The 14,686-nt window shown below is 71.8% G+C and carries 15 protein-coding genes; 11 read left to right on the forward strand and 4 right to left on the reverse strand.

The features are described from left to right. The first annotated feature begins 33 nt into the window (after window positions 1-33). The 8 genes from tkt (at window position 34) to QHG49_RS06395 (ending at window position 9,742) form a co-directional block, all read left to right on the forward strand. Window positions 34-2,109: a transketolase gene (gene tkt / locus QHG49_RS06360; RefSeq protein WP_301487704.1), complete on the forward strand. Its 2,076-nt coding sequence runs from the start codon at window positions 34-36 to the stop codon at window positions 2,107-2,109. Window positions 2,110-2,128: 19 nt separating this feature from the next. Continuing rightward, window positions 2,129-3,274, forward strand: coding sequence for a transaldolase (gene tal / locus QHG49_RS06365; protein WP_145489913.1), 1,146 nt, complete (start codon window positions 2,129-2,131; stop codon window positions 3,272-3,274). After that, on the forward strand, window positions 3,271-4,857 hold the full coding sequence (zwf, locus tag QHG49_RS06370) for a glucose-6-phosphate dehydrogenase (RefSeq protein ID WP_301487706.1): 1,587 nt from the start codon (window positions 3,271-3,273) through the stop codon (window positions 4,855-4,857). Before tal ends, zwf begins: the two co-directional genes overlap by 4 nt. Next, window positions 4,854-5,780, forward strand: coding sequence for a glucose-6-phosphate dehydrogenase assembly protein OpcA (opcA, locus tag QHG49_RS06375; RefSeq protein ID WP_145489909.1), 927 nt, complete (start codon window positions 4,854-4,856; stop codon window positions 5,778-5,780). Before zwf ends, opcA begins: the two co-directional genes overlap by 4 nt. A gap of 1 nt (window position 5,781) precedes the next feature. Next, window positions 5,782-7,440, forward strand: coding sequence for a glucose-6-phosphate isomerase (gene pgi, locus QHG49_RS06380; RefSeq protein WP_159706468.1), 1,659 nt, complete (start codon window positions 5,782-5,784; stop codon window positions 7,438-7,440). Window positions 7,441-7,442: 2 nt separating this feature from the next. Then, window positions 7,443-8,321, forward strand: a complete 879-nt coding sequence (gnd, locus tag QHG49_RS06385) for a phosphogluconate dehydrogenase (NAD(+)-dependent, decarboxylating) (RefSeq protein WP_145489904.1) — start codon at window positions 7,443-7,445, stop codon at window positions 8,319-8,321. Window positions 8,322-8,323: 2 nt separating this feature from the next. Then, on the forward strand, window positions 8,324-8,917 hold the full coding sequence (locus QHG49_RS06390) for a histidine phosphatase family protein (protein ID WP_159706466.1): 594 nt from the start codon (window positions 8,324-8,326) through the stop codon (window positions 8,915-8,917). A 150-nt stretch (window positions 8,918-9,067) separates the two neighbouring features. Beyond that, window positions 9,068-9,742 (forward strand): TetR/AcrR family transcriptional regulator, encoded by a 675-nt coding sequence (locus tag QHG49_RS06395; protein WP_159706464.1) that lies wholly within the window; start codon window positions 9,068-9,070, stop codon window positions 9,740-9,742. A 12-nt stretch (window positions 9,743-9,754) separates the two neighbouring features. On the opposite strand, the gene QHG49_RS06400 is transcribed toward QHG49_RS06395, so the two are convergent. Next, complete coding sequence (locus tag QHG49_RS06400; RefSeq protein WP_301487713.1) at window positions 9,755-10,351, reverse strand: TetR/AcrR family transcriptional regulator; 597 nt, start codon at window positions 10,349-10,351, stop codon at window positions 9,755-9,757. A gap of 105 nt (window positions 10,352-10,456) precedes the next feature. Between QHG49_RS06400 and QHG49_RS06405 the strand changes: the two genes are divergently transcribed. Further along, on the forward strand, window positions 10,457-11,386 hold the full coding sequence (locus QHG49_RS06405; RefSeq protein WP_370530434.1) for an NAD(P)-dependent oxidoreductase: 930 nt from the start codon (window positions 10,457-10,459) through the stop codon (window positions 11,384-11,386). A gap of 5 nt (window positions 11,387-11,391) precedes the next feature. On the opposite strand, the gene QHG49_RS06410 is transcribed toward QHG49_RS06405, so the two are convergent. The 3 genes from QHG49_RS06410 to QHG49_RS06420 form a co-directional block, all read right to left on the reverse strand. Then, a complete protein-coding gene (locus QHG49_RS06410; RefSeq protein ID WP_145489891.1) occupies window positions 11,392-11,829 on the reverse strand; it encodes a PPOX class F420-dependent oxidoreductase in 438 nt (145 codons plus the stop codon). Window positions 11,830-11,933: 104 nt separating this feature from the next. Continuing rightward, window positions 11,934-12,644, reverse strand: a complete 711-nt coding sequence (locus QHG49_RS06415) for a YcnI family protein (RefSeq protein ID WP_301487719.1) — start codon at window positions 12,642-12,644, stop codon at window positions 11,934-11,936. A gap of 44 nt (window positions 12,645-12,688) precedes the next feature. After that, window positions 12,689-13,294 (reverse strand): hypothetical protein, encoded by a 606-nt coding sequence (locus tag QHG49_RS06420; RefSeq protein WP_301487721.1) that lies wholly within the window; start codon window positions 13,292-13,294, stop codon window positions 12,689-12,691. 307 nt (window positions 13,295-13,601) lie between these two features. On the opposite strand from QHG49_RS06420, the gene QHG49_RS06425 reads away from it, so the two are divergent. Together QHG49_RS06425 and QHG49_RS06430 are read left to right on the forward strand one after the other, a co-directional pair. Next, complete coding sequence (locus QHG49_RS06425; protein ID WP_301487723.1) at window positions 13,602-14,273, forward strand: hypothetical protein; 672 nt, start codon at window positions 13,602-13,604, stop codon at window positions 14,271-14,273. A 25-nt stretch (window positions 14,274-14,298) separates the two neighbouring features. Beyond that, window positions 14,299-14,670 carry a hypothetical protein gene (locus QHG49_RS06430; protein ID WP_301487725.1) on the forward strand — a complete coding sequence of 124 codons (372 nt, stop codon included), beginning with the start codon at window positions 14,299-14,301 and terminating at the stop codon, window positions 14,668-14,670. The last annotated feature ends 16 nt before the right edge of the window (window positions 14,671-14,686 follow it).

Below are 14,686 nucleotides of genomic sequence, written 5' to 3' on the forward strand. Positions count from 1 at the left end.
AGCCCTTCCGTACTGAACGAGGACTTCTTGAAGATGAGCACGCAGACTTCCGGTGGCTTCGAGTGGACCGATCTCGACCGGCGGGCCGTCGACACCGCCCGGCTGCTGGCGGCCGACGCGGTGCAGAAGGTGGGCAACGGCCACCCGGGCACCGCGATGAGCCTGGCACCTGCCGCGTACACGATCTTTCAGAAGGTGATGCGTCACGACCCGGCGGACCCGGAGTGGACCGGCCGTGACCGGTTCGTCCTCTCCCCCGGCCACACCTCGCTGACCCTGTACACCCAGCTGTTCCTGGCCGGGTACGAGCTGGAGCTGGACGACCTGAAGGCGTTCCGCACCCAGGGCTCCCGCACCCCGGGCCACCCCGAGTACGGGCACACGGCGGGCGTGGAGACCACCACCGGGCCGCTCGGCCAGGGCGCCGCCAACGCGGTGGGCATGGCGATGGCCGCCCGCTACGAGCGCGGCCTGTTCGACCCGCAGGCCCCCGCGGGCACCTCCCCCTTCGACCACACCGTCTGGGCGATCGTCTCCGACGGCGACCTGGAGGAGGGCGTCTGCGCGGAGGCGTCCTCGCTCGCCGGCCACCAGAAGCTCGGCAACCTGGTCTTCCTCTACGACGACAACCACATCTCCATCGAGGGCGACACCGCGACCGCCTTCTCCGAGGACGTCCTGAAGCGGTACGAGGCGTACGGCTGGCACACCCAGCGCGTCGCGCCCACCGCCGACGGCGACGTGGACGTGGCCGCCCTGTACGCGGCCCTCCAGGCGGCCCGGGACGAGACCGGGCGGCCCTCGATCATCGCGATGCGCACGATCATCGCCTGGCCCGCCCCGAACGCCCGCGACACCGAGGCGTCCCACGGCTCCGCGCTCGGCGCCGAGGAGATCGCGGCCACCAAGCGCCTCCTCGGCTTCGATACGGAGCAGTCCTTCCAGGTCGAGGACGAGGTCCTGAAGCACGCCCGGCGGGCCCTGGACCGGGGTGCCGAGACGCACGCCGCCTGGGACAAGCGGATCGCCGAGTGGCGCACCGCCGAGCCGGAGCGCGCCGCCCTGTTCGACCGGATCAGCCGGGGCGAGCTGCCCGCGGGCTGGGAGGACGCCCTGCCGGTGTTCGAGGAGGGCAAGCCGGTCGCCACCCGCGCCGCCTCCGGCAAGGTGCTCCAGGCGCTCGGCCCGGTGCTGCCGGAGCTGTGGGGCGGCTCCGCCGACCTCGCCGGCTCCAACAACACCGACATCGACAAGTCCAGCTCCTTCCTCCCCGAGGGCAACCCGCTGCCGAGCGCCGACCCCTATGGTCGTACCGTGCACTTCGGCATCCGGGAGTTCTCCATGGCGGCGGAGATGAACGGCATCGCCCTGCACGGCAACACCCGTGTCTACGGCGGCACCTTCCTGGTGTTCTCCGACTACATGCGCAACGCGGTGCGGATGTCCGCGCTGATGCAGCTGCCGGTGACGTACATCTGGACTCACGACTCCATCGGCCTCGGTGAGGACGGCCCGACCCATCAGCCCGTCGAGCACCTGGCCTCGCTGCGGGCCGTCCCGGGCCTGAACGTCGTCCGCCCGGCGGACGCCAACGAGACCGTGATCGCCTGGGCCGAGATCCTGAAGAGGCACGCCACCAGTCCCGCCCCGCACGGGCTCGCGCTCACCCGCCAGGGCGTGCCGGTGTACGCGCCGAACGAGGACGCGGCCAAGGGCGGCTATGTGCTGCGCGAGTCCTCGACGGAGGTCCCGGAGGTGATCATCATCGCGACGGGCTCCGAGGTGCAGCTCGCCGTGGCCGCGCGGGAGCTGCTGGAGGCCGAGGGCACCGGCACCCGGGTGGTCTCGATGCCGTCCGTGGAGTGGTTCGAGGAGCAGCCGCGCGCCTACCGCGAGCGGGTGCTGCCGCCGGCCGTGAAGGCCCGGGTGGCGGTGGAGGCCGGCATCGGGCTGACCTGGTACCGCTATGTGGGTGACGCGGGCCGGATCGTGTCCCTGGAGCACTTCGGCGCCTCCGCCGCCGCGGGAACCCTGTTCACCGAGTTCGGCTTCACCCCCGAGAACGTCGCCGCGACGGCCCGCGAGTCGCTCGCCGCCGCGCGCGCCTGACACCGACACACAAAGAAAGATGATCACTGTGACCGAAGCAATCGCCACCCCGGGAGCCCTCAAGCGCCTTGCCGACGAGGGTGTGTCCATCTGGCTGGACGACCTGTCCCGGCGGCGGATCACCTCGGGCAGCCTCGCCGACCTGGTGGCGAGCGGCAGCGCCGTCGGTGTCACCACCAACCCGTCGATCTTCCAGGCGGCCATAGGCTCCGGCGAGGGGTACGAGGAGCAGCTCACCGATCTGGCCGCACGCGGCGTGACCGTCGACGAGGCCGTGCGGATGATGACCACCGCCGACGTCCGCGACGCCGCCGACATCCTGGAGCCCGTCTACCGGGCGACGAACGGCCGCGACGGCCGGGTCTCCATCGAGGTCGACCCCCGTCTGGCCCATCGCACCGCGGCCACCGTCGCCGAGGCCAAGCAGCTGTTCTGGCTGGTGAACCGCCCCAACGTGATGATCAAGATCCCGGCGACCAAGGCGGGCCTGCCGGCGATCACCGAGGTCGTGGGGCTCGGCATCAGCGTCAATGTGACCCTGATCTTCTCCCTGGAGCGCTACCGCGAGGTCATGGCCGCCTACCTGGCCGGTCTGGAGAAGGCCCGCGAGCGCGGCGTCGACCTGTCCACCGTCCACTCGGTGGCGTCGTTCTTCGTCTCCCGGGTGGACTCCGAGATCGACAAGCGGCTGACCGCGCTGGGCACCGACGAGGCCCTCGCGCTCAAGGGCCGCGCGGCCCTCGCCAACGCGCGGCTGGCCTACGAGGCGTACGAGGACGTCTTCTCGTCGGACCGCTGGTCGGCCCTCGCCGGTGACAGGGCGAACAAGCAGCGCCCGCTGTGGGCGTCCACCGGTGTGAAGGATCCCGCGTACAAGGACACCCTGTATGTGGACGACCTCGTCGCGCCGGGCACGGTCAACACGATGCCGGAGGCCACCTTGAACGCCGTCGCCGACCACGGCGAGATCACCGGCGACACGGTGACCGGCGGCTACGCGCAGGCCCGTGCCGACCTCGACGCGATCGAGCGGCTCGGCATCTCCTACGACGAGGTCGTCCAGCAGCTGGAGGACGAGGGCGTCGCCAAGTTCGAGGTGGCCTGGCAGGACCTGCTGGACGCGGTGGCGAAGTCCCTGGAGAGCAAGGGAGTTGACGCGCGATGACCGAAAAAGCGAGCCCCGCCCCGGCACCCGAGGAGGTACGGGTGCCCATCGTCCCGGCCGCCGACTGGGTGAACCCGCTGCGGGACACCCGGGACCGCCGCCTGCCGCGCATCGCGGGCCCGTCGGGCCTGGTCATCTTCGGGGTGACCGGTGACCTGTCCCGCAAGAAGCTGATGCCGGCCGTGTACGACCTGGCCAACCGCGGCCTGCTGCCGCCGGGCTTCTCCCTGGTGGGCTTCGCCCGCCGCGAGTGGGAGGACCAGGACTTCGCGCAGGTCGTCCACGACTCGGTGCGCGAGCACTCGCGCACCCCGTTCCGCGAGGAGGTGTGGCAGCAGCTCGCCGAGGGCATGCGCTTCATCCCCGGCGACTTCGACGACGACACCGCGTTCAAGCAGCTCAAGGACGCCGTGGAGGAGCTGGACGCCTCCCGCGGCACCGGCGGCAACTTCGCGTTCTACCTCTCGGTGCCGCCGAAGTTCTTCCCGAAGGTCGTGCAGCAGCTGAAGAAGCACGGCCTGGCGAGTCCGCCCGAGGGCTCCTGGCGGCGCGCGGTCATCGAGAAGCCGTTCGGCCACGACCTGGCCAGCGCCCGTGAGCTGAACGCGCTGGTGCACGACGTGTTCGAGCCGGACCAGGTGTTCCGCATCGACCACTACCTGGGCAAGGAGACGGTCCAGAACATCCTGGCGCTGCGCTTCGCCAACCAGATGTACGAGCCGATCTGGAACCGCAGCTACGTCGACCACGTGCAGATCACGATGGCCGAGGACATCGGCATCGGCGGCCGGGCCGGCTACTACGACGGCATCGGCGCCGCCCGTGACGTCATCCAGAACCACCTGCTCCAGCTGATGGCGCTCACCGCCATGGAGGAGCCCATCGCGTTCGACGCGGAGGCGCTGCTCACCGAGAAGCTGAAGGTGCTCAAGTCGGTACGGCTCCCCGACGACCTGGGCGACCACACCGTGCGGGCGCAGTACGCGGGCGGCTGGCAGGGCGGCGAGAAGGTCGTCGGCTACCTCGAAGAGGACGGCATCGACCCGAAGTCGAAGACCGACACCTTCGCCGCGATCAAGATCGGCATCGACAACCGGCGCTGGGCGGGCGTCCCGTTCTATCTGCGCACCGGCAAGCGGCTCGGCCGCCGGGTGACGGAGATCGCGGTGGTCTTCCAGCGGGCCCCGCACTCCCCCTTCGACCACACGGCGACGGAGGAGCTGGGCCATAACGCGATCGTGATCCGCGTCCAGCCGGACGAGGGCATGACGGTCCGCTTCGGCTCCAAGGTGCCGGGCACCTCGATGGAGATCCGGGACGTGTCCATGGACTTCGCCTACGGCGAGTCGTTCACGGAGTCCAGCCCGGAGGCGTACGAGCGGCTCATCCTGGACGTGCTCCTGGGTGACGCCAACCTGTTCCCGCGTCACCAGGAAGTGGAAGAGTCCTGGAAGATCCTCGACCCGATCGAGCAGTACTGGACGGCGCACGGCCGTCCGGCACAGTACGCGTCGGGCAGCTGGGGACCGCGGGAAGCCGACGAGATGCTCGCACGAGACGGACGGAGCTGGCGCAGGCCATGAAGATCGACCTGACCGACACCACGGCAAGCAAGATCAACAAGGCGCTGGTGCAGGGCCGCCGGGCGATCGGCACCCCGGCCGTGGGCATGGTCCTGACGATGGTCATCGTCACGGACGAGGAGAACGCCTACGACTCGATGCGGGCCGCCGAGGAGGCCTCGCACGAGCACCCCTCGCGCACCCTGGTCGTCATCAAGCGGCACGCCCGCACCCTGCGCGACCGCACCCACTCGCGCCTGGACGCCGAGGTCCGGGTCGGCTCCGAGGCCGGCACCGGCGAGACGGTGGTGCTGCGCACCTACGGCGAGGTCTCCGACCACGCCGGCTCGGTGGTGCTGCCGCTGCTGCTGCCGGACGCCCCGGTCGTCGTGTGGTGGCCGGTGGACGCGCCCGACAACCCGTCCAAGGACCAGCTCGGCGCGCTCGCGCAGCGCCGGATCACCGATCTGTACGCGGTGGAGCGGCCGATGGCGGTCCTGAACGCCCGGGCCCGCAACTACGCGCCCGGCGACACCGACCTCGCCTGGACCCGGCTGACGCTGTGGCGCTCGATGCTGGCCGCCGCGCTCGACCAGGCCCGGGCGAAGGTGACGTCGGCGGCCGTGGAGGCCGAGGCCGACAACCCCAGCGCCGAGCTGCTGGCCCGCTGGCTGGAGGCACGGCTGGGGGTGAGCGTGGACCGCGTGGTCACCGAGGGTCCCGTGGTCACGGCCGTACGGCTGGGCACCGGCGACGGCGAGATCCTCCTGGACCGCCCCGAGGGACCGCTCGCGACGCTCACCCTGCCGGGTCAGCCGCCGCGCACCCTCGCCCTGAAGGTCCGCCCCACCTCCGAACTCATCGCCGAGGAGCTGCGGCGCCTCGACGCCGACGAGATGTACGCCGTCGCCCTGCGGGGCGAGGCCGCCAAGGAGAACGCCTGAGATGGCCGACGCCCACTATCCCAACCTCATCCACCGGCCCGAGTGGACGGCGCTCGCCGACCACCGCGCCGAGAAGCCGCTGCACCTGCGCGAGCTGTTCGCGTCGGACCCGGACCGCGCCGAGCGGTACGTGGTCCGGGTCGGTGATCTGCACATCGACTACAGCAAGCATCTGATCACCGACGAGACCCTGGCCCTGCTCCAGGAACTCGCCACCGCCACCGATGTGTTCGGGCTGCGGGACGCCATGTTCCGCGGCGAGAAGATCAACATCACCGAGGGCCGGGCGGTGCTGCACACCGCGCTGCGCGCGCCCCGGGACGCGGTGATCGAGGTCGACGGCGAGAACGTGGTGCCCAGGGTGCACGCCGTCCTCGACAAGATGAGCAACTTCGCCGACCGGGTGCGCTCCGGCGCCTGGACCGGGCACACGGGCAAGCGCATCCGCAATGTCGTCAACATCGGTATCGGCGGCTCCGACCTCGGGCCCGCGATGGCGTACGAGGCGCTGCGCAGCTTCGCCGACCGTGATCTGACCGTTCGCTTCGTCTCGAACGTGGACGGCGCGGACCTGCACGAGGCGACGCGCGATCTGGACCCGGCCGAAACCCTGTTCATCGTCGCGTCCAAGACGTTCACGACGATCGAGACGATCACCAATGCGACGTCCGCGCGGTCGTGGCTGCTCGAAGCGTTCGACGGGGACGAGAAGGCCGTTGCGAAGCACTTCGTGGCGCTTTCGACCAACTCGGGCAAGGTGACCGAGTTCGGTATCGACCCGGACAACATGTTCGAGTTCTGGGACTGGGTCGGCGGCCGCTACTCGTACGACTCCGCGATCGGCCTCTCGCTGATGATCGCCATCGGCCCGGACCGGTTCCGGGAGATGCTGGACGGCTTCCACCTGGTCGACGAGCACTTCCGCACCGCCCCGGCCGAGGCCAACGCCCCGCTGCTGCTGGGCCTGCTGGGCATCTGGTACGGCAACTTCCACGACGCCCAGTCGCACGCCGTACTGCCGTACAGCCACTACCTGTCCAAGTTCACCGCCTACCTCCAGCAGCTGGACATGGAGTCCAACGGCAAGTCGGTGGACCGGCACGGGCGCCGGGTGGAGTGGCAGACGGGTCCCGTGGTGTGGGGCACGCCCGGCACCAACGGGCAGCACGCGTACTACCAGTTGATCCACCAGGGCACCAAGCTGATCCCGGCGGACTTCATCGGCTTCGCCCGCCCGGTCGGCGAGCTGAGTGGTGAACTGAAGGCGCAGCACGACCTGTTGATGGCCAACTTCTTCGCCCAGACCCAGGCCCTCGCCTTCGGCAAGAGCGCCGAGGAGGTCCGCGCGGAGGGCGTGCCCGAGGAGCAGGTGGCGCACCGCACCTTCCGCGGCGACCACCCGACCACGACGATCCTCGCCGCCGAGCTGACCCCGTCCGTGCTGGGCCAGCTGATCGCGCTGTACGAGCACAAGGTGTTCGTCCAGGGCGCGGTGTGGGACATCGACTCCTTCGACCAGTGGGGCGTGGAGCTGGGCAAGGTCCTCGCCAAGCGCGTCGAACCCGCCCTCACCGAGGGCGCGGACGTCCCCGGCCTCGACCCCTCCACCACGGCCCTCGTCGCCGCCTACCGCACTCTCAAGAACGCATCGGAGAACTGATCATGCAGCTCGGTCTCATCGGTCTCGGCAAGATGGGCGGCAACATGCGCGAGCGCATCCGCCGCTCGGGCCACACCGTCATCGGCTACGACCGCAACCCTGAGGTCTCCGACGTCAAGAGCCTCGCCGAACTGGTCGAGAAGCTGGACGCGCCCCGCCATGTGTGGGTGATGGTCCCGGCCGGCACCGCCACCCAGACCGTCGTGGACGAGCTGGGCGACCTGCTGGAGCCCGGCGACACGGTGATCGACGGCGGCAACTCCCGCTGGACGGACGACGAGAAGCACGCCGCGGCGCTCGCCATCAAGGGCATCGGCTTCGTGGACGCGGGCGTCTCCGGCGGTGTGTGGGGCCTCGAGAACGGCTACGCGCTCATGGTCGGCGGCGAGAAGGAGAACGTGGACCAGCTCCAGCCGATCTTCGACGCGCTCAAGCCGGAGGGCCCGTACGGCTATGTGCACGCGGGCCGGGTCGGCGCCGGGCACTTCTCCAAGATGGTCCACAACGGCATCGAGTACGCCATGATGCAGGCGTACGCCGAGGGCTGGGAGCTGCTGGAGAAGGTGCACTCCGTGGAGAACGTCCGCGAGGTGTTCCGCTCCTGGCAGGAGGGCACGGTCATCCGCTCCTGGCTGCTCGACCTCGCGGTCAACGCCCTGGACGACGACGAGCACCTGGAGAAGCTGCGCGGCTTCGCGGAGGACTCCGGCGAGGGCCGCTGGACCGTCGAGGCGGCCATCGACAACGCGGTGCCGCTCCCGGCCATCACCGCCTCGCTGTTCGCCCGGTTCGCCTCCCGGCAGGACGACTCGCCGCAGATGAAGATGATCGCCGCGCTGCGCAACCAGTTCGGCGGCCACGCGGTCGAGAAGAAGGGCTGATCGTGGCGGACCTTCTGCTGGTCCGCCACGGGGAGACCGAGTGGAGCAGGTCGGGGCAGCACACCAGCTTCACCGACCTGCCCCTGACGGACCACGGCGAGGAACAGGCCAAGTCCCTCGCCCCGCTCCTGTCCGGCCGGACCTACGCCCTCGTGCTCAGCAGCCCGCTCGGCCGCGCCCTGCGCACCGCCGAACTCGCGGGCCTGACCGGGGCCGAGCCCGAACCCGACCTGCACGAATGGGACTACGGCGGCTACGAGGGCATCACCAGCGCCGAGATCCACCGCACCCGCCCCGGCTGGGACCTGTGGACCGACGGGGCGGCACCGGGGCCGAAGGGGCATCCGGGCGAGTCGCCGGCCGAGGTCGGCGCCCGCGCCGACCGGGTGCTGGCCCGGGTGGCCGCCGCGCTCGCCGCGGACGGCCCCGATGTGGTGCTCGTCGCCCACGGCCACTTCCTGCGGGTCCTGACGGCCCGGCGGCTGGGCCTCGCGCCCGCGCAGGGCCGGCTGTTCCAGCTGGCCACCGGCACCGTCAGCCGGCTGTCCACCGAGCACGGGCAGCCGGTGATCGCCGAGTGGAACCGGCGGCCGTAGCGGCCGGCGACCACGGCTCCTCCCGTCCGTGGCCCGGGGCACCTCGTGTGTTCCGGGCCACGGCCATATCCGCACTGTCATGTTCGCGTCCTAGAATCGACGGCACCGAGCACGCCACCGCGCCGGCCCGAGGCCCGAAGGAACCACCCGATGACCAGCGTCGATGAACCGGTACGACCCGACGGGCGGGTGCGCGACGCCGCCCGCACCAAGGCCGAGATCCTCGACATGGCCACCCGGGAGTTCGCGCGGGCCGGCTACGAGGGCGCCCGCGTCGAGGAGATAGCCGCCCGCACCCGCACCACCAAGCGGATGATCTACTACTACTTCGGCGGCAAGGAGCAGTTGTTCACGGCCGTCCTCGAACGGGCCTACGGCGCGCTGTGCGAGGCCGAGCGGCGCCTGGACGTCGCCCACCTGGACCCGGTCGCGGCGATCCGGCGACTGGCCGGGCTGATCTTCGACCACCATGAACGACACCCCGACTACATCCGCCTGCTGAGCATCGAGAACCTCCCGTGCGCCGAGGACTCCGCGCCCTCGGGACGGCTCGCCGCGCTCGGCTCCCCGGCGCTGGACGTGCTGCGCGGGATCCTCGCCGACGGGCGGGCGTCGGGGGCCTTCCGTGCGGACGTGGACGCGGTCGACCTGCACGCGGTGATCAGCTCGTTCTGCTTCTTCCGCGCCGTCAACCGGCGGGCGTTCGGCGCCCTGTTCGGCCGCGACCTGGTGGACCCGGAGCGGCGGGAGCACTACCGGGAGATGCTCGGGGACATGGTGATCGCGTACCTCACCCCGGAGGGGGCGGACGCGGCCGGCCGCTGACGCCTTTCGGCCTCACGCGGGCCGGGCCACCGCCGCGTCGAGCAGCGGGCCCAGTTCCCGCACCACCGTCGTCAGGGGCCGTACGTCCTTCTCGGCCCGTGCCATCAGGATCGCGCCCTCCAGGGTGCTGATCATCAGCGTGGCCAGGGCGGCGGACCGGTCGGCGGGTACGCCCATGGCGGTGAGGGCCTCGGCGAGCGGGGTCCGCCAGGTGGTGAACGCGGCGGCCACGGCGGCGCGGGTCGCCTCGTCGGCGGCGGCGCGGTCGACGGTGGCGGCGGCGACCGGGCAGCCCGCGCCGAAGCCGTCCCGGTCGTACTCCTCGGTCCACTGCGCGGCCATCGCCGCGAACAGCGCGCTCGGCACCGGCTCGGCCAGCTGCTCGACGAAGCGCCCGATCCGGTTGCCCGCGTACCGTCCGGCCCAGGCCACGGCCTCGGCGACCAGCTGTTCCTTGCCGCCCGGGAAGTAGTGCTGGAGGGAGCCGCGCGGGGCCCCGGCATGTGCGGCGACCTCGCGCATGCCGGTCGCGTTCACCCCGTCGCGCCGGATGAGCTGGGCCGCGCTGAACACCATCCGCTCACGCGGGCCGCGCTGCCGCTCGCCCATGTCCCGCCTCCGTCTCTCGTCCGGGGACCACCCTATGACCGCCGTCATAATCCTGGCTACTATGACCACTGTCATAACCGGCCCCTACAGCGAAGGGCGGCCACCGTGCGCGTCGGATTCATCGGTCTCGGAGTGATGGGCGGGCCCATGGCCCTGCGCCTGGCGGCCGCCGGCACCCCCCTGGTGGTGTGGAACCGCACCCCGCACCGCGCCGAGCCGCTGCGCGCGGCCGGTGCCGAGGTCGCCGGGGACGCCCCCGAGGTGTTCGCGCGGGCCGAGGTGGTGCTGCTGATGCTCGCCGACGAGCCGGCCCTCGACGCGGTGCTCGGACGCGGCACCCCGGAGCTGGCCGCGCGGGTCGCCGGGCGGACCGTCGTCCACATGGGCACGACCTCGCCCGAGTACTCGCGCACGCTGGAGAGGGACGTCCGCGCCGCCGGTGGCCGCTATGCCGAGGCGCCGGTGTCCGGGTCCCGAGTACCGGCGGAGGCGGGGCAGCTGGTGGCCATGCTCGCGGGCGAACAGGCCGCCGTGGACACGGTACGGCCGCTGCTCTCGCCGATGTGCCGGCAGACGTTCGAGTGCGGTGCGGTCCCCGGCGCGCTGCTGATGAAGCTCTCGGTCAACCTGTTCCTGATCACCTTGGTGACCGGGCTGACCGAGGCGTTCCACTTCGCCGAACGGCAGGGCCTGGACCCCCGGCTGTTCCTGGACGTCCTCGACGCGGGCCCGATGGCCAGCCCGGTCTCCCGGATGAAGGCGCCCAAGCTGCGCGAGCGGGACTTCGCGGTGCAGGCGGCCGCACTCGACGTCCTGAAGAACAACCGCCTCGTCGCCGAGGCCGCCCGCAGGGCCGGTCTCGCGTCCCCGCTGCTCGACGTCTGCCACGCCCTCTTCGAGGAGACGGTCGCCCAGGGCCATGGCGGCGAGGACATGGTCGCCGTCCTGCGGGCGATCGAGGCGCGGACGGAGGGCGCGGCCGAGCGTGCGCGCATGGTGTCGCGCGGCGGACGGGAATCGCCGGACAGGCCCTAGCCGGGTCAGCGCCGGGGGATGCCGTACACCCGTGCGACATGCAGGCGGACGACCAGCCGGCGGTCGCGGACCATCGCGGCGCGGTACTCGTCCCAGTCCGGATGCTCGCCGAGCACCGCGCGGTAGAGCCGGATCAGCTCCTCCACGGTCTCGTCGTGGGGGTCCTCGGCGACCGGGGACAGCTCGGCCGTGCCCTCGGCGACGGTGTACGCCCAGCGGTCGTCGCTGGTGACGTGGTACGAGGCGCGGGGGTCGCGGCGCAGATTGCGGGTCTTGGCGCGGTCGTCGGTGACGGAGATCCGGATGATCCGCTCGTCCGGGTCCCAGGCGTGGCTGACGTTGGACAGCTGGGGCCGGCCGTCGCGGCGGAGGGTGACCAGTACGCCGCCGTGTCCTGCGGCGAGCAGCGGGAGGAGCGCGTCCTGCGTGGAGTCCTGAGTCATGCAGAGATCAACCGCGCACGGGAGGGACGGCATTCCCGGCGGTCCGCGCCGGTCCGGCACGCCGGTGGGTCGCGCGGAGCTGCGGGACCCACCGGCGGCCGCGGCTACGACCGCGCGGAGGACCGGCCGCGAAGCAGCGCGAACGCGGCCGCGGCCAGGCCCACGACGCCGACCACCAGGCCGGCGACACCGAGTTCGCGGGCGGTGGAGTCGCTCGCCCTGGCGGTGGTGGTGGCGGCCGTCTCGGCGGGGGCGGCGGCGGGTGAGGCGTCGTCCGCGGTGAGCTTCAGCGCCGGGGCCGGGTTCTCCGGCTCGTCGTCGCCCGAGGCGGGCTGCTCGATCCAGCGGACGACCTTGCCGTCCGAGTAGGTCTGGAGCGTCTTGAAAACCAACTGGTCGGTGTTCTCGGGGAGTTCACCGAAGGCGACGTCGAAGTCCTCGTACTGCCCCGGTTCGATCCTCCCCCCGGTGAAGGTGATCTCGGAGGCGGCCTCGGTGATGGTGCCGTCGTCGGTCTTGACCGGCGTCTTCAGCTTCGTGGTGGTCACCTTGGCGGTCCAGCCGTCCCCCGGGTGGACCAGGACGCCGAGGACGGGGTGGTCGGTGGGCAGGAAGACCTGGACCTTGCTGGTGTGGGCGTGGTCCTCCTCGTTGGGCACGCGGAAGGTCAGCACGCCGTCGGTGGCGCCCTTGGCGTAGCTCTCCGGGTGGACGGTGACGTGCGCGGACGCGGCACCGGCGGCCAGCAGGACCGAGGCGGCCGTGAGGGCGGTGACGGCGCCGGCGCGGCGCAGGGCGATGCGTGATGCGGACATGGTGAGTCGATCTCCGTACGGTGACGAGTGACAAAGGTCGGGGGTCAGGGCGAGTACGGGATCGGGGCGGGCGGGCCGCGCCGGGTGACCGCGTGCCGCAGCGGGGCCCGGCGGGGCGGGACGGCGGCGGACCGGTCGCGTGGGACCGGCTCGGTGGTGGCGGGCAGCGGGGCGGCCCGCCACGGGGTGAGGAGGGCGGGGACCAGCGCGGCGGTGCGCCGCAGCAGCGACCAGAGCGCGGCCTCGCCCCGCCGCAGCCACCAGGAGGCGGCCAGGGCGGCGAGGAGGTGGGCGGCCGTGGCGTGGGCCATGGTGTGCGCGGCCGTGGCGTCAGCGGCGGGCCCGGTCATGCCGGGCATGCCGGGCATACGGGCGCCGGTGGGGGCCGTACCGGAGGGGCTGTGGGCCGCGTCGAAGCCCAGGTGCAGCCCCGCCTGGGTGAGCAGCATCGCCGCGCCGATGCCTGGCCCCGAGCGCTCCCGCGCGCCCAGCGTCCAGCCGAGCGCGAAGACCGCGAGGAAACCGGCGCCGTCGCAGCGCGTCGAGGGCATCTCCCCCATGGCCAGCCCGTGGCCCGCGGCGGCGAGCAGCACGCACACCGCGGCGAACACCGCGGCCCGCAGGCCTCGCACTGCCGGGGATGCGCTCACAGTCAGGGATCCTGCCACGCCGGATTGATCCGTGCGCCACCGATGCCCGGTCCGGTCCCCGGCCGTCCGGCGGTGTCCGCCGGGCCGTCGCGGTCGTCCGGGAGGGGAATCCGGTGCCTGCTATCGCTCGTCCAGGTGAATGATCGCGCGTTCGGGCGTCGCGGAGGGTGGCCGTGGAGAGCATCACGGCGTGGAGAGCCACCTGACCGAGGGGAGCGGTGTGGTGAACGGGGAACGTGGTGGGACAGCTCGCGGCTGGACGGGCAGTGCGGGTCGGGGCCGGAGGACGCGGGGCGGCCCGGTTGCCGTGACCACGGTCGGCGCGACCGTGCTCGTCGCGGCCGTGCTCGTCGCCCCGGCGGCCCGGGCGGCTCCGGAGCGGCCCGGCGCGGGGGCGGCGGTGAGTACTGCGGCTGTCACGGACGCCGCGGGTCGGACCTACGCGGCGACCACGACCACCGGGAACGTGCGCACGACTTTGCGCTTCACGTTGAACGGTGACCCGAAACTCTCCCGCGTGGAGCTGGATCGCGTCGGCGCGCAGCTCGGACTCCGCGAGGGCAGCTTGCGCGCGGCGCCGGGCCGGGCGGCGCGGACCGGCACCGCCAAGCGCGGTTCCGCCACGTTGCGCTGTGACAAGAACCCGAGCTGGAGCAACGCCAACGGTACCCTCGCGGCCCGGTTCAACTGTCACTACTCCACTGTCAACTGGGGATTCAAGATCTCCGCCCGAGTGCAGTCCGTCATTACCGGCAATGTCGATGAGTCCGGTGTCTCCTGGTGGCGAAACGGGAAGCGGATGCCGAAGAACGCAGGGCATGTCGTGGGCAGGAGCTACCACTTCCACGGAACGCTGAAGCCGGTCAAGCATGCCGATCACGTCCAGTTCCAGGACTACATGACCTTCCGCGTCAACATCGGCGGCCGACCGGGCACCGGCTCGCTGACCTGGGCGGCGGACGTGACGGCGAAGAAGTAGGACCGGCAGACGGGGGTAGCGGCTCATGACGCTCGATGTACGGACGGTACGCGGCTGGGCGGAGTCGCTTCTGCGCCGGCTGGAAGTGCCGGAAGAGGCCGTGCTCCAGGTCGGTACGGAAGGCACGGCCCCCGGCACCGGGGCAGGTGTGCACGTCACCCTTGCCTACGCGGACGGCTCCTCGGTCACGGTGGACCTGGACGACACGCTGCCCGAATCCGAGGCGCTGCTCCTCCTGGCGGAGCAACTCCAGGACAGCGTCGTCGAATCCACCGGGGGCCGCCCGGTACCCCCGTGCCCGGCACCCGGCCACACGCACCCCGCGACGCCTCATGTGTCGAGCGGGACCCTGTACTGGCGCTGCCCGACGGAAGACGGCCGAGACGCCCACCTCTGAACGGGGCCGGACAGCG

The sequence above is a fragment of the Streptomyces sp. WP-1 genome, from assembly GCF_030450125.1.
In the GTDB taxonomy this organism is placed as follows: Bacteria; Actinomycetota; Actinomycetes; order Streptomycetales; family Streptomycetaceae; genus Streptomyces; species Streptomyces incarnatus.